At 48.6% G+C, this 21,580-nt stretch carries 23 protein-coding genes; 17 read left to right on the top strand and 6 right to left on the bottom strand.

Going from position 1 to position 21,580, the window contains the following annotated elements:
• The first annotated feature begins 183 nt into the window (after positions 1-183).
• The 7 genes from EZV61_RS04295 to EZV61_RS04265 all read left to right on the top strand — a co-directional run bounded on the left by EZV61_RS04295 (position 184) and on the right by EZV61_RS04265 (position 7,403).
• Positions 184-1,416: a 3-dehydroquinate synthase gene (locus EZV61_RS04295; RefSeq protein ID WP_131414453.1), complete on the top strand. Its 1,233-nt coding sequence runs from the start codon at positions 184-186 to the stop codon at positions 1,414-1,416.
• Positions 1,406-2,284, top strand: a complete 879-nt coding sequence (locus EZV61_RS04290) for a UbiA family prenyltransferase (RefSeq protein ID WP_165569526.1) — start codon at positions 1,406-1,408, stop codon at positions 2,282-2,284. The genes EZV61_RS04295 and EZV61_RS04290 overlap by 11 nt, the downstream gene beginning before the upstream one ends.
• Before the next feature lie 7 nt (positions 2,285-2,291).
• The gene (locus tag EZV61_RS04285; protein WP_131414451.1) at positions 2,292-3,146 is read left to right on the top strand and encodes an EboA domain-containing protein; all 855 of its coding nucleotides are present in this window, start codon (positions 2,292-2,294) and stop codon (positions 3,144-3,146) included.
• Positions 3,147-3,222: 76 nt separating this feature from the next.
• Positions 3,223-4,128 (top strand): TatD family hydrolase, encoded by a 906-nt coding sequence (locus EZV61_RS04280; RefSeq protein ID WP_205695319.1) that lies wholly within the window; start codon positions 3,223-3,225, stop codon positions 4,126-4,128.
• A complete protein-coding gene (gene eboE, locus EZV61_RS04275) occupies positions 4,128-5,333 on the top strand; it encodes a metabolite traffic protein EboE (protein ID WP_131414450.1) in 1,206 nt (401 codons plus the stop codon). Before EZV61_RS04280 ends, eboE begins: the two co-directional genes overlap by 1 nt.
• A 32-nt stretch (positions 5,334-5,365) precedes the next feature.
• Positions 5,366-6,739 (top strand): alkaline phosphatase family protein, encoded by a 1,374-nt coding sequence (locus EZV61_RS04270; protein WP_131414449.1) that lies wholly within the window; start codon positions 5,366-5,368, stop codon positions 6,737-6,739.
• Positions 6,740-6,881: 142 nt separating this feature from the next.
• A complete protein-coding gene (locus EZV61_RS04265; protein ID WP_205695318.1) occupies positions 6,882-7,403 on the top strand; it encodes a gluconokinase in 522 nt (173 codons plus the stop codon).
• 40 nt (positions 7,404-7,443) lie between these two features.
• On the opposite strand, the gene gntR is transcribed toward EZV61_RS04265, so the two are convergent.
• Complete coding sequence (gntR, locus tag EZV61_RS04260) at positions 7,444-8,463, bottom strand: HTH-type transcriptional regulator GntR (RefSeq protein ID WP_114338758.1); 1,020 nt, start codon at positions 8,461-8,463, stop codon at positions 7,444-7,446.
• A 489-nt stretch (positions 8,464-8,952) separates the two neighbouring features.
• Between gntR and EZV61_RS19405 the strand changes: the two genes are divergently transcribed.
• The 7 genes from EZV61_RS19405 (at position 8,953) to EZV61_RS04230 (ending at position 13,547) form a co-directional block, all read left to right on the top strand.
• Positions 8,953-9,105 carry a hypothetical protein gene (locus tag EZV61_RS19405; RefSeq protein WP_165569525.1) on the top strand — a complete coding sequence of 51 codons (153 nt, stop codon included), beginning with the start codon at positions 8,953-8,955 and terminating at the stop codon, positions 9,103-9,105.
• Positions 9,102-9,836, top strand: a complete 735-nt coding sequence (locus EZV61_RS04255) for an SDR family oxidoreductase (RefSeq protein ID WP_131414448.1) — start codon at positions 9,102-9,104, stop codon at positions 9,834-9,836. The genes EZV61_RS19405 and EZV61_RS04255 overlap by 4 nt, the downstream gene beginning before the upstream one ends.
• 180 nt (positions 9,837-10,016) lie before the next feature.
• Positions 10,017-10,607 carry a hypothetical protein gene (locus EZV61_RS04250; RefSeq protein WP_114338760.1) on the top strand — a complete coding sequence of 197 codons (591 nt, stop codon included), beginning with the start codon at positions 10,017-10,019 and terminating at the stop codon, positions 10,605-10,607.
• A 177-nt stretch (positions 10,608-10,784) separates the two neighbouring features.
• Complete coding sequence (locus EZV61_RS04245) at positions 10,785-11,612, top strand: HDOD domain-containing protein (RefSeq protein WP_114338761.1); 828 nt, start codon at positions 10,785-10,787, stop codon at positions 11,610-11,612.
• A 95-nt stretch (positions 11,613-11,707) separates the two neighbouring features.
• Positions 11,708-12,532: an SDR family NAD(P)-dependent oxidoreductase gene (locus EZV61_RS04240; RefSeq protein ID WP_131414447.1), complete on the top strand. Its 825-nt coding sequence runs from the start codon at positions 11,708-11,710 to the stop codon at positions 12,530-12,532.
• A 30-nt stretch (positions 12,533-12,562) separates the two neighbouring features.
• Positions 12,563-12,823 carry a hypothetical protein gene (locus EZV61_RS04235; RefSeq protein ID WP_205695317.1) on the top strand — a complete coding sequence of 87 codons (261 nt, stop codon included), beginning with the start codon at positions 12,563-12,565 and terminating at the stop codon, positions 12,821-12,823.
• A 13-nt stretch (positions 12,824-12,836) separates the two neighbouring features.
• Positions 12,837-13,547 carry an START domain-containing protein gene (locus EZV61_RS04230; RefSeq protein ID WP_131414446.1) on the top strand — a complete coding sequence of 237 codons (711 nt, stop codon included), beginning with the start codon at positions 12,837-12,839 and terminating at the stop codon, positions 13,545-13,547.
• Positions 13,548-13,564: 17 nt separating this feature from the next.
• Here EZV61_RS04230 and pdxH read toward each other — a convergent pair whose 3' ends face one another.
• Positions 13,565-14,212: a pyridoxamine 5'-phosphate oxidase gene (pdxH, locus tag EZV61_RS04225; protein ID WP_114338764.1), complete on the bottom strand. Its 648-nt coding sequence runs from the start codon at positions 14,210-14,212 to the stop codon at positions 13,565-13,567.
• Positions 14,213-14,380: 168 nt separating this feature from the next.
• Between pdxH and EZV61_RS04220 the strand changes: the two genes are divergently transcribed.
• Together EZV61_RS04220 and EZV61_RS04215 are read left to right on the top strand one after the other, a co-directional pair.
• Positions 14,381-15,364, top strand: a complete 984-nt coding sequence (locus EZV61_RS04220) for a nucleotidyltransferase family protein (RefSeq protein ID WP_130566586.1) — start codon at positions 14,381-14,383, stop codon at positions 15,362-15,364.
• Between the two features lie 178 nt (positions 15,365-15,542).
• On the top strand, positions 15,543-18,377 hold the full coding sequence (locus EZV61_RS04215) for a glycine betaine ABC transporter substrate-binding protein (RefSeq protein ID WP_131414445.1): 2,835 nt from the start codon (positions 15,543-15,545) through the stop codon (positions 18,375-18,377).
• A 113-nt stretch (positions 18,378-18,490) separates the two neighbouring features.
• Here the strand turns inward: EZV61_RS04215 and EZV61_RS04210 are convergent, their stop codons facing one another.
• On the bottom strand, positions 18,491-18,964 hold the full coding sequence (locus tag EZV61_RS04210; RefSeq protein WP_131414444.1) for a phytanoyl-CoA dioxygenase family protein: 474 nt from the start codon (positions 18,962-18,964) through the stop codon (positions 18,491-18,493).
• A gap of 699 nt (positions 18,965-19,663) precedes the next feature.
• Entirely contained in the window at positions 19,664-20,653 is a 990-nt protein-coding gene (locus EZV61_RS04205; RefSeq protein WP_131414443.1) for a Fic family protein, read from the bottom strand.
• Between the two features lie 181 nt (positions 20,654-20,834).
• On the opposite strand from EZV61_RS04205, the gene EZV61_RS04200 reads away from it, so the two are divergent.
• On the top strand, positions 20,835-21,017 hold the full coding sequence (locus tag EZV61_RS04200; RefSeq protein ID WP_131414442.1) for a hypothetical protein: 183 nt from the start codon (positions 20,835-20,837) through the stop codon (positions 21,015-21,017).
• Positions 21,018-21,027: 10 nt separating this feature from the next.
• Here EZV61_RS04200 and EZV61_RS19400 read toward each other — a convergent pair whose 3' ends face one another.
• Both EZV61_RS19400 and EZV61_RS04195 read right to left on the bottom strand, forming a co-directional pair.
• Positions 21,028-21,180 (bottom strand): DUF5989 family protein, encoded by a 153-nt coding sequence (locus tag EZV61_RS19400; protein ID WP_165419315.1) that lies wholly within the window; start codon positions 21,178-21,180, stop codon positions 21,028-21,030.
• Positions 21,180-21,578 (bottom strand): SxtJ family membrane protein, encoded by a 399-nt coding sequence (locus EZV61_RS04195; RefSeq protein WP_131414441.1) that lies wholly within the window; start codon positions 21,576-21,578, stop codon positions 21,180-21,182. The genes EZV61_RS19400 and EZV61_RS04195 overlap by 1 nt, the downstream gene beginning before the upstream one ends.
• Positions 21,579-21,580 lie beyond the last annotated feature (2 nt).

The raw sequence follows: 21,580 nt of genomic DNA, 5'->3' as shown, positions 1-21,580 counted from the left end.
AAAGATAACATTTTGACAATGGAAAAAACCTAGAAAAAACAGGTTTGCTTTTACCCAAACTCAGACTACCGTCAATTTAATGACGCTCTGTTTATGTCATTCTGTCACTCCCTTTGCTGAATAAATGAACAATTTTTCTGCAGGACGCGGTAATAAACGATTAGAACAAACGCCGAGGCCCCGATGTCCCAAATTCATAGCACCAAAAACAAACACGTCGCTCCATTGAGTTTCGCTGCAGTGACTGAAACTGTGCACACCCGCATTCAAGTAAGCTTTAATTATCCGGTCAGTTTTACCCGCGACGCACTGAATTTGCGCAATATGACGCTGGCTAACCTTTTCCCGCGCACCCTGCCCTCCTCACCCAAAATAATGCCTGTCATCGACAGTGAAGTACTGCATCATCATGCCGATTTGCCTCACAAACTGCAGGCATATGCAGAACGCCATGGCTTTAACCTGCTTCCCCATGAAGTGGTCAGAGGCGGTGAAATTTGTAAACAAGAGCCGGAGGCGATGTTAGAGGCGCTTTATCGCCGCATCGCCGACGAGCAGGTTGATCGCCACAGTTATCTGCTGGTGATTGGTGGTGGGGCTGTACTTGATGCCGTAGGTTATGCCGCAGCAACCGCACACCGAGGCATTCGCTTAATCCGCATGCCGACAACTACCTTGGCACAAAATGATGCTGGCATTGGGGTCAAAAATGCAATTAACCACCAACAACGCAAAAACTACCTCGGCACATTTGCGCCTCCGTTTGCGGTGATCAATGACTTCGATTTTCTCGATACCCAATCAGAACGGGACAAGCGTGCCGGGATTGCCGAAGCAGTTAAGGTCGCACTCCTCAAGGACAGCGATTTTTTTAACTACCTTTTGGCCCATCGAACATCTTTAACAGACTTCCATCATGAAGCTGCACTTACCATGATTAAGCGTTGTGCATCATTACATCTAGCGCATATTGCCGGTAGTGGTGATCCATTTGAGATGGGTTCAGCGCGGCCGCTGGACTTTGGCCATTGGTCGGCTCACAAGCTGGAGGCACTGTCTGGACACCGACTACGCCATGGTGAAGCGGTGGCCATTGGTATTGCACTGGATTCCCTCTACGCCTGGCAAACTGGGCGCCTATCAAAACAGCAATGCGCCGATATCCTTATCTGTTTAGAGGGTGCCGGATTTCAGCTCAGCTGCGCTGAACTGGAAGCGATGAATATGCAGGATGCACTGAACGAGTTCAGAGAGCACCTCGGAGGCAACCTATGTATTACCCTACTTTCCGGGATCGGTGCAGCCAGTGAAGTATCAGATATTGATGCCCAACTAATGCAACGCTGTGCCCAATGGTTAATACAAGGACACTTGCCCCATATAAAGCTCAAACTGGATGCCACATATGGCCAATAGAACGCTCACTAAGGCAATACTGCAACTGATCCGCCTGCCTAACGGTTTCAGCGCCATTGGCAACATTGTGGCGGCTTTTTTTATTGCCACACAGGGTCATGGTGATATTGCCGAACTACTCACCTTAATCACCATCAGCCTCTGTTTCTTCCATGGCGGCATGGTGCTCAACGACTGCTTTGATCTCAACGAAGATCGACGAGAGCGACCTGAGCGCCCCCTGCCATCTGGTCAACTCTCGGTTAAGTGGGCGTTTGTTGGCGGCGCGGGTTTGTTGTTAACTGGCTTGGCATTGAGCCTATCTTTGGGTATGCAGAGCTTTTATATCGCGCTAGCATTGGCGATCAACGTAGTCGCCTATGACGCTATTCGTCATCAAGGATTCGTTGCCGCGGGCTTGATGGGAAGTTGCCGTTACCTGAACTGGTTACTGGGACTATCGATCATTGAACTTAATGCACTCTGGGCGCTGCTACCTCTGCCCGTATTTGCCTATATCTTTGGCTTGACCCTACTGAGCCAGCAAGAAACCTGCGCCACTAACCCTAAACGTCTGCTTACCGTTGCAGCAGTGATGACGGTAGTGATGCTACTACTGGTGACGTTATGGTTTGGCCAAACGCCTCACGGTTACCTATTTCTGGCGATGACGCTCTCCGGCTGGATCATACTGATGCTGCGCTTGAAGCAGCTCTATACTGATTTTACCCCTGGTGCAGTAAAAGGCATGGTCATCATGCTGTTGATGGGGATTATCCCATTCGATGCACTACTTTTGTTAGCTGCAGGACTGCCCCTCGCCGCATTGGCACTCCTGTTACTGATGGTGCCGGGAAAGCTGATCGCCAAACAACTTTATATGACGTGAGCCCAAAATGAGTAGTCGCTCTGCCCCCCAACTAGTCGAAGTTATCCGTCAACAGCTTGAGCTGCAGCTGTCGCCGCCCCGCTGGCAATGGCTCACAAAGGCTATCGATACCATGACCGAGAGTGACTCTCCGCTCACGACATGGGAGCAAGCTTCTACCTCGGCGATCCACCATATAGGCAAAGCGCCATTTAGCGCAAAGTTGGCTTTGCCAACGACAACCGTGCTATCAGCGCCGAAAAAACCACAAGCCTGGACCCCACAGCATTGGCATTGCACCGATGCCGTGCGCATCTTGCTCTGCCACGCCGCCCAGCAAGCTACGGGCTGTGAAGCAGATAAGCAGGGTGACACGCTGCTCGCTGGCTATAAACGGGGAGATGAGAACGAACGAGCTGCCCTCATTAAAGGCTTGCAACTGTTAGATCCCAAGGGAAAAAATGCTGCGCTCGCCATCGAAGCATGCCGCATCAATAGCCTAAACTTATTTACCGCTATCGCCCTGTTTAATCCCTACCCAGCGATCTTTTTTAGCCAGGACGCGTTTAATCAGTTAGTGATTAAATCTCTTTTTCAAGGACTTAACATCTCATTTATTTACGGGCTAGAAGCAAGGCGCAATCATAATCTATCGATCATGGCGCTACGTTATGTTGAAGAACGGTTAGATGCGAACAGGCCGGTGCCTGATTCCATCTGGTTGGCGATAGATTGTCTGAATATGACAGAGCGCTGCCAGCGCCTGTTCGATAGCATCATTGGCGATGACACTCATCATGCACTAATGACAGCAAAACAAGCACTGCAACAGTCACAATGTGAACAGCAGTGCAGAGCCGAGACGTTTGAAGCATCTCACTGATATCACTCTCTAGATCCGATATAACAACTATATCGTTCAAAGATTATTCGCCATAAGGCAAGCAAAGGTTCGCTTGATGAATTATTTCGACCCCCATATCCATATGGTTTCCCGCACCACCGATGATTATCAGAATATGGCCGACGCTGGAATTATTGGCGTAATTGAACCGGCTTTTTGGCAAGGACAACCGCGAACCTCGGTCGGCAGTTTCGTCGACTATTACGACATGCTGGTCGGCTGGGAACGTTTTCGAGCCAGTCAATTTGGCATTCTTCATTACTGCACTATGGGGCTAAATCCGAAAGAGAGTAATGATATTGCACTCGCTGAAGAGGTGATGAAGTTACTGCCCCGCTACTTGGCAAAAGAGGGCGTGGTAGGTGTCGGCGAAATTGGCTTTGACGATATCACCCCCAATGAAGAACGCTTTATGGCAGAACAGATACAACTGGCAAAACAGCTATCACTGCCGGTTCTGGTACACACACCACATCGCGACAAACTCACTGGCACAGAGCGCACCATCGCCATGATCAAAGAGATCGGTATTGACGAAAATATGGTGTTAATCGACCACTTGAATGAACAAACCCTACCACTGGTGCTGGAAACAGAGTGCTGGCGTGGCCACTCCATCTATCCCAACACCAAGATGTCTGAACCCCGCATGGTGAAACTGCTGCAACAATATGGCACCGAGAAGATGGTGATCAATAGTGCTGCAGATTGGGGCGTCAGTGATCCACTAAAAGTCCCGAAAACTGCGCAAGCGATGCGGGATGCCGGTTTCAGTGAGCAGGATATCAGCTTAGTTACCTTTGAAAATCCGATTAACTTCTTCGCCCAGAGCGGCCGTATCAGCGTCGAAGAGGTTAGTCGCCCCGCCATCGACCAAACCCAGCTGTGGTTGGATAACTCTGCCTTACGCGGTCAGGAGCCGGTGGTTGAAACGGATACGACAAAGGTCGATCAAGATTAATGGCTGAGCGTTGGCGTAAACAACAGATCGGCTATTGTAGTAACGTCCATCCAGGTGAGAGCTTGGCTGAAGTACTCCGCAACATCACTGACTTTATCTCCCCGGTACGAGAGCAACGGGGGCTGACAGAGATGGAAGCTGGCTTGTGGCTAAGCGAACGTGCCGCCAGCGAGTTGCTGTCGGCACCAGCGCATCTCAAGCAGTGGCAGCTGCAGCTGGAGAAGCACGCGATCCAAGTGCGCAGCTTAAATGGTTTTCCTGCCGGAAATTTTCACCAGGCTCGTGTCAAAGAGCTTGCCTACCTGCCCGATTGGAGCGATCCAGCGCGCCTTGAGTACAGCCTGAAATTGGCAAAGATATTAGTGGCCAGCCTCCCCGATAACGAAAGTTACGGCACCATATCCACTCTCCCTTTGGGATATGCCCAAGACTGGACAGAGAAGAAACAGCAGCAAGCAGCAGAACAGCTAATCCAATTGGCCACCGCCCTGGCCACGCTGGAACAGGAATCCGGCAAACAGATCCGCTTCTGTATAGAGATGGAGCCAGGATGCGCCCTTGAGTACACCAGTCAGCTGATCGCTTTCTACGACACTACGCTCCGGCAAACAGCAGCACAAAACCAGATCCCTTTCGCATTGGTTAAACGCCATCTCGGCTGTTGCTACGATATCTGCCACCAAGCAGTGATGCATGAAGATATCTATGCGTCGTTGGATGCGATCCACCGCATTGGCATCACTATCGGCAAGCTCCAAGTATCGAGTGCGTTAGTCGCCAATCAACCTGCACGGGCAGACACCAGAAATGATCTCCAGGCATTTGCCGAACCCAAGTATATGCATCAAGTCGCTACCCAAGTTGAGCAAGGCTGCAAGCGTATCGATGATTTGGCAGCCCTGTTAGATGGCAGCGTCGCATTGCCCTCATCTAACCCATGGCGGATCCACTTCCACGTGCCGCTGCAGGCCACAGAGCTGATTAGCCAACGGCTCACCACCACCGCTGATCAGATCTCTCACGTTTGCCAGTTTTTAGAGCAACACCAGGATTGTCACCCCCACATCGAAGTGGAAACCTATACTTGGCAACTTCTACCAGAAGACCAACGGCCAAATTCAAACGATGCACTCATTACAGGGATCTGCGGCGAACTGTCGTGGCTTGAACAGCAACTGAGCCAATGGCAGCTGCTTAGCAATTAACTCCCCAACCCAATACAGCTCTGGAACCGAATATGCCGCAACAGAAGTCACTGACTATCATCAATATCGTCGGGCTCACGCAATCTTTGCTGGGAAAACATACCCCGCAACTCAACAAACTGATCGCCGACGGGTTTTGCTGTCCACTGGGTGAAGTCTTCCCTGCGGTCACCACCACAGCACAGGCCAGCATGTTAACCGGGAGGCAACCCAATCAACATGGCATTGTTGGCAACGGCTGGTATATGCGTGACCTGGCCGAAGTCGCGTTTTGGAAACAGTGCAACCAATTGGTACAGGGAGACAAAGTCTGGGATACGCTGAAAGCCAATAACAGCGGTGCCAAAATCAGCCAGCTGTTTTGGTGGTACAACATGTACGCTAAAGTCGACTACAGTATTACCCCTCGGCCACACTACCCTGCCGATGGTAGAAAAATTCCAGACCTTTATTCATCACCACCTGGCCTGCATGAATCACTGGAACAACAGCTGGGTAAATTCCCGTTCTTTAATTTCTGGGGTCCGAAGTCCGATATTCGCTCCAGTGCATGGATCGCCAATGCAGCCAAGCTTGAGTTCGATATGCATCGGCCGACGCTACAAACCGTTTACCTACCTCACCTCGACTACAACATGCAAAAGCTGGGGCCGGAACACCCGGAAATATGGCGAGATATCGAAGCGATTGATCAAGTCGCTGGCGATCTGATCGATCATATTAAAGCCGGTGGCGGAGAGGTAATGGTGGTCTCTGAATATGGCATAGAACAGGTATCAAAACCGGTTCACCTGAATCGTATATTGCGTCAGCAGGGGTACCTTAAAATCCGTCCTTCAATGGGCTGGGAACTGCTCGATGCTGGCGCGTCAGATGCCTTTGCCGTCGCGGATCATCAAATAGCGCACATCTACGTCAGTCAACCAAAAGATGTCGCAAACATACAGAAGTTATTGATGACCACCCCCGGCGTTGCACAGGTACTTAATAGGGAGCAGCAACAAGCATTGCACATCGATCATGAGCGCTCCGGAGAGTTAATCGCTATCGCGGAGCCCGATGCCTGGTTTACCTACTACTATTGGTTAGACGATACGCTTGCCCCCGATTTTGCCCGCACCGTCGATATACACCGCAAACCAGGCTACGATCCGGTAGAGCTGTTCGTCGATCCCAAACTGCGCCTGCCAATCGCCAAGATCGCTTGGCGCGTACTGCAAAAAAAGCTCGGTTTCCGCATGTTAATGGATGTGATCCCGCTCGATGCAAGCTTGGTCAAAGGCAGCCATGGCCGTTTGGCGTCAACCCCAGAGTCAGGCGCACTGCTGATTGCGCCAAAACAGATGGCCGCTGATAGTTACGGAATGACAGATATTCGCCAACTGATTCAGCAGTACCTATATTAGAAGCCAACGTAAACATTAGTGAACACCGTTGAATGTCACATTATTGAACAGTCCAGCGGTGTTCGCCTTGCGGATATTCAATGTTAGCGATATCTTTCAGGCACCTTGAATTAATCAGCGTGACGACAGGGAGGGTAGCCGTTTGAAAAAAGGACAAGTTGTACTTTTAATGGGTGTCTCTGGTTGCGGAAAAACCACCATAGGACGAATGCTGAGCGAGCAACTTGGTTGGCGTTACTACGATGGTGATGTATTTCACTCTCCCGCTAGCATCGCAAAGATGAAACGTGGTGAACCCCTCACCGACACAGATCGATTAGGTTGGCTCGAAACACTGCAACAGCTAATCCACGATAAGATAGCTAACGGAGATAACGCTATCATCAGTTGTTCGACGTTAAAAAAACAGTATCGCAACTTACTCAGAAAGGGTAATACCGATCTAAAGTTGCTGTTTCTTAAAGGCGACTACGACACCATCTTACCGCGTTTTAAACAACGTAAAGGCCACTTCTTTACTGATGAGAACATGCTGACAAACCAGTTCCATACTTTAGAAGAGCCATCAGCAAACGAAGCCACTTCTATCGATATTTCACCACCTGCAGAGCAAGTCACACAGGCTTGTTTATCGGCCGTTCTTGAGTTTAAGAAAGCCAGCTAGTTGAGCTGGCTTTTGTGTCATGATGATTGATAGCGCAAAGCTAAGCACTTTCCCGCGCTTTCACTTCAAAGCCTAAATCGATCCGAGACTCACTCACCTCTTCCTCATTCAGCATGCGCAATAACTCTTTCGCTGACCGTACGCCAACCTCGTAACGAGGCGTCGCGACAGTGGTCAACGATGGCGCCGTCGATGCGGCTATCGGCAGATCATTAAAGCCGATCACAGCTAAATCATGGGGAACACGAATATTACGGCGCTGACATTCAAACAGCGCACCGGCGGCAAGATCATCGTTACACAGGAATAACGCATCTAAATCAGGCCAACGCTGAACGAACTCAGCCAGCAAGTTTGCCCCCATGGCATAACTGGAAGGCGCTTGTGAGGTGATCAACAGGTCATCACTTAAACCCGCCTGCCACATCGCTTCTCGCCAACCACGAAGTCGTTGCTGCGCCCGGTGATCCATGCGCGCACCAGCGAAGCCGATTGTTTTGTGACCTTTGCCAATCAAGTATTCAGTGACCGCTTTGCCAGCTTGAACTTGATCAAAACCAACGCTAACACCCAACGGGTTATCCGCTAACTCCATCATCTCTACGACGGGGATATTCGCTTGTGTGAGCATCCGCCGAGCACGCTCTGTATGTTGGCTACCAGAGAGAATGACGCCATCGACTGCATACTGTAAGAATGTCTCGATCAAGCGCTCCTCTTCTAACGTTGAGTAGCCACTGTGTCCGATTAATACCTGATAGCCCTCAGACAGCATGACCTCATCAACGCCTTTTACCACTTCAGTGAACACCGTGTTACTGAATGAAGGAACTAATAAAGCAATAGTTTGGGAATGGGATGACGCCAAAGCACCGGCGGCACGATTGGGGATATACCCTTGTTCATCAATACAACGTTGGATCTTTAAACGGAGCGATTCGGATACTTTGTCGGGTGTTCTAATGGCACGGGAAACGGTAATTTTGCTGACCCCGACTTTTGCGGCAATATCCGCCAGGGTTACGCGCCCTGATCCTTTACGACGACGCTGACTACTCATTGATTCCTTTCTTCCTCTTTTCTTATAGTCTTTCCAGTATGACCAATAACAGTAATAAAGAATGGCTAATATGCAAGCCTAGCATACTCAACTCATTTATCTAAGCATTTACTTATACTCACTTTTATCGCAGTAAATCGACTCCACATGACGCGCCAGTGTGTCAGCAAATTTCTCACCACGACGAGAAGCGAGAACTATCTAAGCTTTTTTTCCGCAGACACAAGCAAAATCCCCCTATTGAGAAAAAAATGTAACCTTCTGTTATATATTAATTTAATTGAATGAATTCACCTCTGAACTTAGATAATCATTCCAAATATCTCACATTGGCACACAAATTCCATTACAAACAAATTGCGACCGAAAAACCTCATTAAACCAGATCCAAATAGGCGTCAGCGGCGTAAATATTTCTATCCACTGCGTTTTATCTGGTGTAACCAATTAACCCGCTTACAAAAGCACACGGTGATAAGTGAGTAGACGATGAAGGTCCCCAAAGAAACGTTAGAAGAGCAATTTGAGTTTGAGATGATCGAAATGAAGCAAGAGTTACCCGCTAGGCAAGAAAAAACGGCGGATGATGACCACGACTCCCGTGCCGACATCGACTCTCAACTAACGGACAACGCAAAGTGACAACCAGCAATTTCCGTGCAGTTGTGATTGGTGGCGGAGCCATTGGCACTGCTCTCGCTGACCAGCTAGCCAATGATAAGCATTGCGAGGGCATTGTCGTGACCCATCGCACACCGAGCAAACAATCAAGCAGTGGCAAAATTACGCAGCTCGAACTTAACCTTGAATCTGAAGCGTCAATCGAAAGCTGTTTTGCCAGCATCGCCCAGCAGTGGCCGTGCATCGAAAAGATTTATATTTGTTCGGGGATGTTGCATGAGGGAGTGATCCGCCCGGAGAAGTCTTTGACTCAGCTAACTTCGGCTCATATGACCCACAGCTGGTTAGTTAACGCCGTCGGGCCGCTACTAGTAGCCAAGCATGCAGAACCCTTACTCAAAAAAAGTCGTGGTCAAAGCATATTTGCAGCACTTTCTGCCAGAGTTGGAAGTATCAGTGATAACCGCTTAGGAGGCTGGTACGGCTACCGCATGGCGAAAGCAGCGCTCAACATGGGCGTGAAAAATCTTGCCATTGAATGGCAACGAAAACGAATGAATACAATATGCGTCGCACTGCACCCAGGTACCACAGACTCCCCGCTATCCGCCCCATTTCAGGCCAATGTCGATAGCGACAAACTATTTAGCCCCGCTTACACCGCTAGTCATCTACTTCGATTATCAAGTCAGTTGACTCAATCTCATACGGGGAAATTCTTTGCTTGGGACGGTAGCGAGCTTCCTTGGTAAGTAGGTAAGCGTAAGCTACTTTAGCTAACATATTGATAAAACTATATTTTACAGTACGGTTTTTTTATTTTACTTTTGCTATAGCAGCAAACTATATTCCTGCTAAAGTCAGAGATATGGCTGATAATCATACAAATGTCTATTAGCTGACTAGGATCCCCACTAGAGAAGGAGCTTGTCGTGACCCGCGTTATCATCGTTTTATTACTCAGCTTGATGCCTATATGCGCCACCAAAGCCGCATTGCTTCAATTTGATTTTGTAGGTGTTCTAACGAATGATATTCCTGATCACAACTCTGAGTTTTCAGGATGGATCATTGTCGATAGTGACGCCGAACAGATCGAAGCAGTTTTTTCATCATCTGGCGATTCTGACTATTTCTGGCTCAGATCTGACCCCATGATAGAAGGCGCATGGGATCTACCTTGGTTTGTCTATGATGACGACTTAGGATCGTTTGTCTTAGTCATTGAAGGGTTCACCAGAGGTGCATCTCGTCCAGATAATCTCTTCGATATCTATCTGGATATCGAACTTGAAGGTTCAGACGAAGCACTAGAAAATAGTGAATTTGAAAACATGTACGTTGCTGAATTTGGTGCATTCGGTAATTTTATTCGCGGTGATGATGACTCCGAGGCATATTTCGGAGACATCTCACTCAAAGTCGTAGATAGCATCCCAAATATTGCCACTCCAGCAACATCAGCTGTCGTGCTAACAGTACTTATGCTGCTAGGCTTGCTCGGACAACGTTACCGACAGTAATCGATAACATGGTAGCTAATCTGGCTACCATGTTCTCAATTTAGTCTGCTTCATAACTGTTTGTCGTTATGGATCACGAAATAGATTTAACACTTGGATAGTAAATGCACTAAACTAGTGTCAGGAATTTTTACACGCGTTCATTTATTGAGCGAGCCAGAGAGCAGTAGGCCGCATATGACTCCAAATAATCTCATCAAAGCATTGTTACCCGCATTGAAGCGCCAATTAGGCCCTGAACAGGGCTCTTTGTTGGCGCTACCGCAAAACGTATTGGAAGTTCGCCGCCTATGTAACGAAGATGATAGCAGCATCGGTCAGGTCTCCAGCGCCGTCGTGCAAGACCCCGCATTTGCCGGCTACCTGTTGCAGATGGCTAACTCAGCCATGTATGGGTTTGGCTGGAACGAATGTACCCGCATTGAGGATTCCATTAAACGCTTAGGCCTCCAAAGAGTAGCCAAGACTTCGCTACTCTATGCGAGTCGACAGCTGCATCAAGATCAGCACGTACCGCGGGAAATGCGTCCCCTGTTACAAACGAATTGGCAACGGAGCTGGCAGTTGGTCAAAGACGCATCCGAAGCCTACTGGAAAAGGCGTGGCCGCTTACCTGAGCACCATTTTCCTGTTGCAATCGCTGACGTCTTAACTGCCAGTGTGCTCTACTTTTCCGGAGCACTTGCCATTCTATCTATCGCCGCCAGAGAAAGTGAACTATTGGCAGAGCATACGGACCTGCCGTTGGAACGCACCGCACTGCTATATAACCGAGGTATGCTTCGCTCAGTACTGACCCTGTGGGGCATGGGATCTGACTACGCCAAAGGGCTTGCAGATCTACCTGTCGAAGGAACAAGCCTTTGCCGTAACGATTTTATTCGTCTGGCGCTACTAAACCAACCAGAGATAGCGATCCAGTTAGGTTTCAATATGGACACACAAGAAGAGTGGCGTGAACGTCTGACAGAGCTACGTATGTTGCAACCAATAAAAGTCGCATAAACGCACCTCTATCTCGATAACCATGTAGAAGCTTGTTGTTTCCGCGATCTTGTCGCGTTACGCTCTAAGATCAGTCAGTTAGCTATTAGGCTTCAATGTCTGTTCCAACACCTGTCATAGTCATCACTGGTGCCAGCAGTGGTATCGGCAAAGCACTCTCTGAAGCCCTGCTCACGCAGGGTGTCTCGTTGATTGCCACAGCGAGAGATCCGGCGTCACTCTCCTCGCTGGTCGCTTTAGGCGCACATGCCCTGCCACTCGATGTCACAGACAAAAGCGCGTGCGAAACCCTGTTACAGCAAGTGTCTGACGACTTTGGACATATAGATATGCTGATAAATAACGCTGGTTATGGACAGATGGGGCCTATGCTGGCGGTTGATGAAAACCAATTACGTCATCAGTTCGACGTTAACCTGTTTGCACCACTCCGTTTATGCCAGTTAGCAGCCAAGCAGATGAAGCGCCAAGGCCATGGTTGCCTGGTTAATATCGGTAGCGTATCAGGGATCACGGTCACGCCGTTTGCAGGAGTTTATTGTGCTTCAAAAGCTGCGCTTCATGCTATCGATGAGGCGCTACAGATGGAACTGGCGCCATTCAATATCAAGGTAGTCACGGTACAACCGGGTGCTATCGCATCAAATTTTGCTAACGCCGCAGAGTCGGCGCTACCCGATATCAATAGCGAATATGCTGATTATTCGGCCGGGATCGCAAAACGGACAGCCATGTCGCAACAAAATGCGACTCCCGCAAAACAATTTGCTGATCATGTAGTCAGAGAGTTGTTAAGACCCGGAGGACCACCTCTACTAATTCGTTATGGCCATGGCGCTCGACTGCTACCCCTGTTGGCTTACCTGGTACCAAGACGGTTAAGGCACAAATTATTAAAAAGGGCATTTGGCTTAGGTTAATCTGTACCAGTTCAATTTGAGGAAAGTAAAATGAAGTTTGTCGCCCCACTAGTTGCTTGCTTGTTGTTATTCGGATGCAACGATGAAACAACACAACAACCGTTTGAACAAGCATGCACAGATCCCAGACCGCAAATATGCACCATGGATTACAACCCGGTAGATGGTTACCTTGAAACAGGTGAATGGAAGTCTTTTTCCAATGCTTGTAATGCCTGTAGTCATCCGCAAGTGCTCGGATACAAAGAGCCCGATGAGAACAGCGAACAACAAAAAGTCTCTCCACCATAGGTATCCATAAATAATGCCCATTTTTGTCGTTGCAATCATCTTTATCGCCTTCTCTTCGCAAGCGAAAGATTGGCAATTGCAGCTGTCAGAAAGAGGCGTGGATATCTATACCCAGTCAATGGATAGCCCTCCGTTTCAGAAATTCAGAGCGGAAATACAGGTGGAAGCAACCCGCGGCGCTTTTCTCACCCTGCTGTTGCACACTGAGGCGAATCCTGATTGGGTTGAGCATGCCGAAGGGGCTGATGTGATCATCTTTCAACCGCCAAATCGACACTTGGTACACACGCGATTCAACCCGCCGTGGCCGGTCAACAAACGAGATTTGGTCACCGCATCACGTTATTGGCAAGAGCCCGATTCAGGGGTGTTATATTTAGCCGCAGAATCGCGTCCTAACGCGTATCCTACGCAAGAAGGCTACCTAAGAATGCTCGATGCAGAAGCCTGTTGGCAGATCAGCCCGCTAGAAGGCAACACGATTAAGGTCAGATATGAGGGATTTACCAATCCCTCAGGAAACATGCCCTATTTCTTAACTAACAAAGTGGGGATACAAGCGTTATTTAATACCTTCACCAAACTGAAACGCCAGTTAACAAGGAATGAATATCGGTTTGCCAACCCTGAAGTTCCCAAGCGCAGAGAATTCCAATCTAAGCCGTGCAACGCACTGTTAGCTGAAGAAACAGCAGTGACCAGAGCCACCGCCCGTCATCAATAGATTCAAACGACAAACGCCTAGGGCGCCAATCGCTCAATTTGCCAGAGGTCTTCACCTTCCATCGCTTTAGAGTAGAGGAAGCGATCATGCAGTCTATGTTCGCCACCCTGCCAAAACTCGATGGTTTCAGGCACAATTCGATAGCCGCCCCAAAAACTTGGCAACGGTACCTCCCCTTTGGAGAACTTCTGTTTTATCTCCATAAACTTAGACTCAAGCACCTGCCGCGCGCTGATACGACTGCTCTGCTTTGACACCCAAGCAGCTATTTGGCTATCACGGGGGCGAGTCACAAAGTACTTCAGAACTTCAGTATTGCTTAACTGCTCTACCTGCCCACAAACAGCCACTTGGCGATCAAGTGCATGCCAAGGAAAAAGTAGCGAGATACGAGGATTAGCAGCCAGGTGCGCCGCCTTACGGCTACCCAAATTGGTATAAAAGATAAATCCCTGAGCATCGAAACGCTTCAGCAAAACAATACGCTGAAAAGGTTGGCCACGCTCATCAACCGACGCCACCACCATCGCCGTTGGATCAGTCAATTTAGCATCGCAAGTTTGCTGCATCCAACGCTCAAACAATGGCCATGGCGTGTCGGGTAGTTCCGCCTCACTCAACCCGCCTGCGGTGTATTCGCGCCGAAGGTCACTTAAATCACTCATAGGTAGCCGCTTGAAAAATAGAAAATGTTTTCCATAGTTTACGGCAGAGCAACCTATTTAGACCAATAAAACTGTAAGCTGAAACCCTCTGAGCTGTTGAAATTTTAACCGCTCCACCTTATAAAATGATCAACCGTAGGAAAGAGGAAGATAAAAAAGCGTCCAGCGATGAATCAAACGGCTCACTTTCCAATCCCCTTGGTGATATTGGGGGGTAAAGATCAACGCCCGGCAAAGCTGCCGGACGATGTCAGCGATAAGCACGCGTTGTCCGCGTATAAAGGCATGGCTATACGGATCAACAATCGCCCTATTATCGAAGTGATCATTGAGCGTATTAACGCCTGTGGCATGTTTGGCCCCATCTACATCGCCGGCCCGATGAACGTCTATCAACCGGTATCGGATCTGGCACATATCATCGACACTGACGGCAAACTAGATGAGAATGTTGATGCCGCGCTGCAAAGCGTATCGCTATTGCATCCAAATGATCCCGTTGCTTTCTTTGCCTGCGACGTATTACCTGATCCCGAGACACTCAAGCAGCTCACCGAGCTATATCGTCAATCGGGTCACAGTGATATTTTCTTTCCATTGATCAAAGTACCGGAACAAACAGAGCAACTAGGCTCATCCGGCTGGAAACCCAAGTACCAAGTCATCCCCACAGGCGATACCGAGCCAACCACCGTACTGCCCAGCCACTTACTGATCATCAACCCCAAAGCGCTGCGCCTAAGACTGATTTTCACCCTAACAAGACTCGCCTACCAAACTCGCAACCGTGGAATAGAGCAGCGGAAAAGCACCATGATCCGTGGTGCCCTCTGGTTTCTCATCAAAGAGGATCTCAAGCAGTTAGCCAAGTTTAAGCTACCGCATCTCACCACCACGGTGCTGAGCAATGCCATTGCGGGTGCCAGAGAACTGGCTTCGGGTTCCATCGCTCAGCACACGTTGGAGAGACGCCTGCGAAAAATACTGATCAAAGCCCGCCGTCGCGTACGTCACCGCAGACCGCTGGTTTATCTGCCCGTAGTGGATGCCCTAGAGCTAGCAAAAGATATTGATACACTCGAAGAAGTGGAAGAGTTAGGCGCTGAGCTGACGGCGGATGAAGTATCAGCAAGCCCATCTAAAGATCCATAACAACACGCTCTGATCACTGGGCAGTAAAGCAGCGCTTTCAGGTATCTGCCCTGAGCAACATAGATCATGCTCTCATCATCTAAATTAGCTGCCACAAAATCATAATAATGAATAACTTATTCAGATAAACTGAACCGACAAAAAGTGCTTGTCACTATAGGTTCTGGAGAGCAACTCAGTGCATTCGATTTTCAGTGGATTATTCCGCCACCCTGTCGCCTTGATGATCACCGCCGTCGGGCTTTGGATGCTCTATCCGCCTGTCGTCAATTATCTGGTTGATCAAACCAGTGTCTTCTATGTCGCTGCCGTTGCTCATTCATTTGCTGCTATCTGTACGCTCGCCTGCGTCGCGACACTTTTTATCGGCAAGGGTAAGATCCGGTTGGCGAATGTCGCCACACCAGCAACATTTAAAACCGTCTCTGCACCCACCCTCTTTTCTGGCATCTTGATTTGCGCCAACCATTTGTTGCTATACGCCGCATTGAGTGTCTCCGAAGAGTTTGATGTGATAGCCATTCTGGTCTTTGAAACCTGGCCGATCCTATTTTTCTATATCGATAGCGCCCTGCGGCGCGATAAGCGCAAAACATCCATTAACGACTATGTATTTTCTGGCGCAGCGTTCGCGGGGTTTCTGGTACTCACTGCACCCAATGTTGATATCGCAGACTGGCTACTACTCGACAGCCCGATGCTGAAAACCATGGGATTAGCTGCGGCTGGAGGCTTAGCAATGGCCATCAACTGCTATTTTCGTATGAAGTGTATGGATGCATGGAGCGCGATATCAGAACAGCGCTCACTCAACCTCAGCAGCTTTAAACGCGGCTTACTGACAGAGGCAGGCGTCAGGTTGGTTGCCGCCCCGCTATTGATCCTGGTATTGCTATATTCAGGCGAGACGATCACCAGTACCAGCATGAGCAATTTGTTACTGCTCGCCTTCGTCGGCATCGTCATTCTGGCCTTGGGCAGCTTGCTCTATGACCTATCCGTATTTAATGCAGATAACGCATCCATTAGCGCATTGTGGTACCTAATGCCTGTAGGCGCAGTGCTTATCCTGGCGGTAATGCAGGGGCGTATGCTGAATCAATATGAAGCCGTCGCCTCCGCCCTGATCGTATCCTCAAACATTTTCCTGGCACTCAAATACCCTCTGCGATCTTCATTGCTCGTGCTTTTTGTCTCCGTTTGCACCATCGGCATCTGGATCCTGTTTGCGCCTGTCGCCACCATCAACCACTATTACGATCTATTGGCCGTATCAACAGTGTTCTTCGTCCTACTGGCAACTTTTGCACTGGATAGAACCACCTCACTTAACCGCGAGCGTGAAAGCCTACTCGGCGAGTTCAACGAACAAGTAATCGGTCTATTAGAACAACGTTCGGCAACTGATGAAGGCCAAGACAAAGGCTGCCCCCCCCCTGCGTACCTGAATGAAATCAAACAGTACGTGCTTTGGAATATGCACAGTTTTCTGCGAGCGTTTTCGAGTTTTCAACAGTTAGCGAGCAACCAGAAAACAGCCGAAAGTATTAAATACAGTGTGCTGCCACAACTCAAACAAGATGAAGAGGTACGCGAACGCGTGCTTGGGTTGTTTAAGGTGGGCGACAAACTGCTGACGATGGAAAGCGACCGGATCCCGCCAGAAGAGTTCGTCATTTTAATCCTACTTGGTGCCACCAACGTTTTCTTTTCTCTGGTATTTCGTCCTGACACCCTATCCGCAGGACTGTTCGCCTTAATAGTCGGTGCCTCAATGATCTATCTGCTACTGATCATTTTTGAGCGGGACAGATACGCCCAGATCAGACACGACCATGCCATGGTGTGTACCAATCTTGTTACCTATGTAGAACAGCAACTTCCCGATAAGGAAGAAGCCACTACTGAGCAGACCGTCAAGCAGGAGATCCACCAGGCGATCACACTCAAATCAAGCAATATAGAAACCCGCGGCCGCGCCTATTGGATCTTCAGTGTGTTTGCGTTTCTATTCTTCGGATTTGGCTACGGTTTTCTTTACGAATCCCTGCAAGAGCAACGCTCACTGGAAACCTCTCCCCTCACCTCAACACGAAGCATCCAGGAAACGGAAGTCAATATCGCGCTGTTGGATTGGCCAGCGGCACAGATAAAAAGCCATATTTTAGCGGGGATCATCAATCATCACACAGAGCTAAATGCATCGGTGATCTCGGTGTCCAGCGAGCAAGCATTTCGAGCGATGGACGATGAGGATGGCATCATCGACATTCATCCAGACCTCTGGGTTGAGAACAACCCAGATATGATACGCCGCTACGTAAAAGCCTTTGGCTCTGTCGCCTTAGGCCAGCAATCGGTCACCGGATCACAAGGGTTGTGTTACACCGACTTTACCTCTGCGCATCCCATCTCTATGTCAGATCTATCAAGTCCCGCTATCGCCAAACAGTTTGATCTGTCCGGCGATGGCAAAGGTGATATATGGGTGGGCGCCAAAGGCTGGGCATCCGTCGACATTGAGCAGCGCCGCCTTTCAGCCTACGGCTTAGATAGCCACTACAACTACCATGTGTTTGACCCAGATGTGTTGCAGATGCTGGTGGAGCGCAATAATCAGAGTCAAAAAGCCAGTCTGTTCTTCTGCTACTACCCAGATGCCCTGTTTATTGATCAGCACGTTCACTTTCTGAATGAATCAACCCATGATGCAAAAAACTGGGCAGCTATCGTGCAGCCCCGCCACGGCAAAGCACCGAGTACAGGTACGTCTTGGCCAAAAACCCACATCAAACTGGCTTATCGCAGCAGTTTGGCGACTAAATCCCACGAATTGGTGACGTTACTAAATAGTTTTGCCATCAGTAACGAAGAGTTAGTCACCATGATGGCGCAGGTCAAAGCTGGACAACCAACTGAAGAGGTCGCCCAGCAGTGGATCAGCAATCATCAAGACACGGTTTTGGAATGGCTAACGGGATTTCGGTTACCTGAAAAAGATCAGGTTAATTAAAGCCCGCTTCAGCGGCACCGAAGGCGAAGCGGTTTTTGAGTTAAAATTTCAGCGCAGCTCTGACGCAAAAACCGCGCAGCGTTTGGTGTCAGATGCCAGCCCTTGTTATGTTTTTACTCGCTAAGCCCATTAAGAAAACCCTCTGGATCTCTTACAAACTTAGCTGCATTAGATTTTAGAACGTACTGCTTTAGCTCGAAAACATTAGGTTTAAACAATACTTTTTGCCCAGGAACAAACAGCATACAATTAAGTTCCTTAGCAGCCTCACAAAGTGCTGACATAATACTTGTGACGTTCTCTCGAAGATCGAGCCTAAAACCAACTGAGAATATCTCGCCATCTTCATGCCACACGCTAATATCGTGCACCTTATCATTCCCCCAGAGCGACAAGTCTTCGGACCATGAATCCGCTTTGGGCAATATAGGTGAAAATATGGCATCAAGGTCATTTGTGGGCTGATCTTCGCTCCATGCACAAGTAGTATCGAAGCCATCTTCTCCGTAAAGTGGTTCAACTTCATAATTATTTTCTTCAGCCCACTTGGCAGGGACGAACTCAACTAGAACTTGCCAAACTGCCACTTAATTCTCCTAAAACAAAAGAGTGTTTTAGACCGCGGTCAGTATCAACACCTGCCACAGTCCATTTGAATTGGCTCCACTATACCTATCTAACTTGAACTCTATCAAGCAGTTAGGTCACGGTCTTCTACACAGGTTTTGAAGGTCTGAAATATAAAACTAAGAACTCGGCTCTCAAGGGAACTAACATGCGACCGATGAGAAACAATAAACCATATAGTTGACCCTACCTCGTCTGCAGTAAAGAGAGAGCAACCTTTCCCTATAAAACAAAAAATCTGGCATATTTTGGTTTTTCAACTTCTCCTTGTATATCCACAGGTCTTATCCATTTGCGTATTGATACCAAGGCAAGAGCCTGATTTCGCCACCACATGGTGTAGAATATTTAGCTAAGGAAGAGCTAAAAGAAACCCTGCCGAGGTTGGATCTAATTTAGACTTATAGGTCTTTGATTAAATTGGCAATGTCATCATTATTGCCACCTTGAACCCACTCATCTTAATCATTATCACCAGACTCATCTGCCGCATTGAAATCACTTTGTAGCTCAGGGTCGTGCTTTGACGATAGACCTCGCCAGTTTCTCCTCTGTAATTCTAGTCCTTTGAACAGCCACACCGAGCGCCCTTTAGCCAACCTGACAGAAGAGACACCTTAAACTAAGCCCAAAAAAAACCGATGCTTCAGGCTTAACATTTACAAAGACAGCAATTCACGTGTCTTGGTATAACACCGCTCTATAAATTCAGTGAACGACGCCAACATTTCAGGCTTGGGCCACAACCCTGTATCACGATCCACCTCTCCTACAGTGAGTTCGTATTCGGACAGTAACGACAAATACTCCTTTCGCCACTCTTTCGGGATCACTACCGGAGGCAATCCAGATCGAAGCAAAGGTATGTTTGCCACTAAACGGCTAACACGACCATTGCCATCCCAATAGGGATGAATGTGCACAAAACCCACATGCACTTGGGCATAACACGCCGCCGCCTGTGAAGCCCTTAGTTGACAGTGTGCCGCTTCGTTAACGAACGAAACCAACTCTGTCATCAAATGCGGAACCTCGTAAGGTTGTGCGTAAGCTAGATACACCCTCCTTCCTTCAGAATAAGCATATGTCCCATTAGATTGAACCTTCCAAGCCCCATAAGGCTTATCGATATCGTGGATAACCTCGGTTTGAACCGCCTTATGCATAGCGTGCAGCGTGTCAAAATCGATTGGTGATCCCAGCGCTCGATACAAAAGCTCAATCGCGCTGGCATGACCAACCACCTCCTGATGCTCCCTAACCGAGTGCCCTGATATCGTTAACCCCTCACTAAGAATGAACTCAGTTTCACCCAAGGTCAGTGTGTTTCCTTCCAGCGCTGTGGAGTTATGCGTCCAAATGCCCCGCAGAGACTGCATAATCGTCTGACGCTCAGGAGCCGTGTACGATTCAAGAAAGGCGAAGTTCGGTATTTCTGGCGTGGGCACACCAATATAACGGGTCCCTCGCTTCTCCCCTGTTCTGATCACTTCTCCCTCGCCAACAGCTGCATCTAACCAGCGACGAAGCGTACGCTCTGGAATTTCCTTTAATACCGGCAACCCCTGACGGATCTCCCCCACAGACTGCGCTGTAGGCACTTTCTTTAGATACACTACCAACTGTTTGCGCACTTCTTTATCGGCCATACGTCCTCTCCATATCGGCCAAAAACCTACCTTTCGGCCACTTTAATATCTTTATGGCCACCTATCAATTTTTAACGGCCATTTAGGATTTATATCGGCCAATTAGGTCAGTATAGGAGACAGGGGTATTCAGCACATAACTATAGCGATTGTCGTTCTGCGTGTTCTGAGGAGTTCGGATATGCGGACTTATAAACAACCCAGATCTACACCCATGTGGTGGGTGATCGCCATGCAGGCACCACCAGCCCGATTGATTTTATCGCCGATGAATAAGCGAGGGGGCATGATGCACATAAAAAAAGAGGCACTCGAAGTGCCTCTTTTTTATCACGAGTTCTATCGTGATTTTTATTGCAGTTAAATGCGCGCGCCTAAAACAGCGTATAGATAAATGTTGCCAGTGCGCTCTGTTGTGTCACAACAACCAAAGAGCCAAGTAACGCCAGGATCACCACAATCGGCAATAACCACATCTTTTTTCTTACCCGCATAAAACGCCACAGGTCACCGATAAACTCTACCATTAGAAAGGGTTCTCCATCTGTTTCTTGTCCAGCGCTTGGCGGCGCTCTTTGTAACTGTCTCTTTTGGGATCAAAACCCTGCTTAAAGTGCAATTTGCCGCGCCAGTACAACCAGCTACCCAAGGGCAATAGGAGCAGGAAGAATACCACGCCCAAAATCAGCCGCGTATTGATCCAACCTAACGCCAGCGCGATCACTATCCATACCCGAAATAGCGGGTAGATAGCCACTGGCAGTAGCAAAGCAACCAACGCAATCAATGAGCCAGCATAAACTGGCCACAATGAACGCTCATAACCAAACCACCAGGGCAACAAGGCCCAGAAAAACAGGGCGAGCAGCGCAGCAAAACCTAAACCAAATTTACGCAGTTCAGTTTTATTGTCTGCCTCAATCATCG

Source organism: Corallincola luteus (assembly GCF_004336975.1).
Classification (GTDB): domain Bacteria; phylum Pseudomonadota; class Gammaproteobacteria; order Enterobacterales; family Neiellaceae; genus Corallincola; species Corallincola holothuriorum.
Note: the sequence above shows the minus strand (reverse complement) of the source record. Positions and strands in the feature narration are given on the sequence as shown.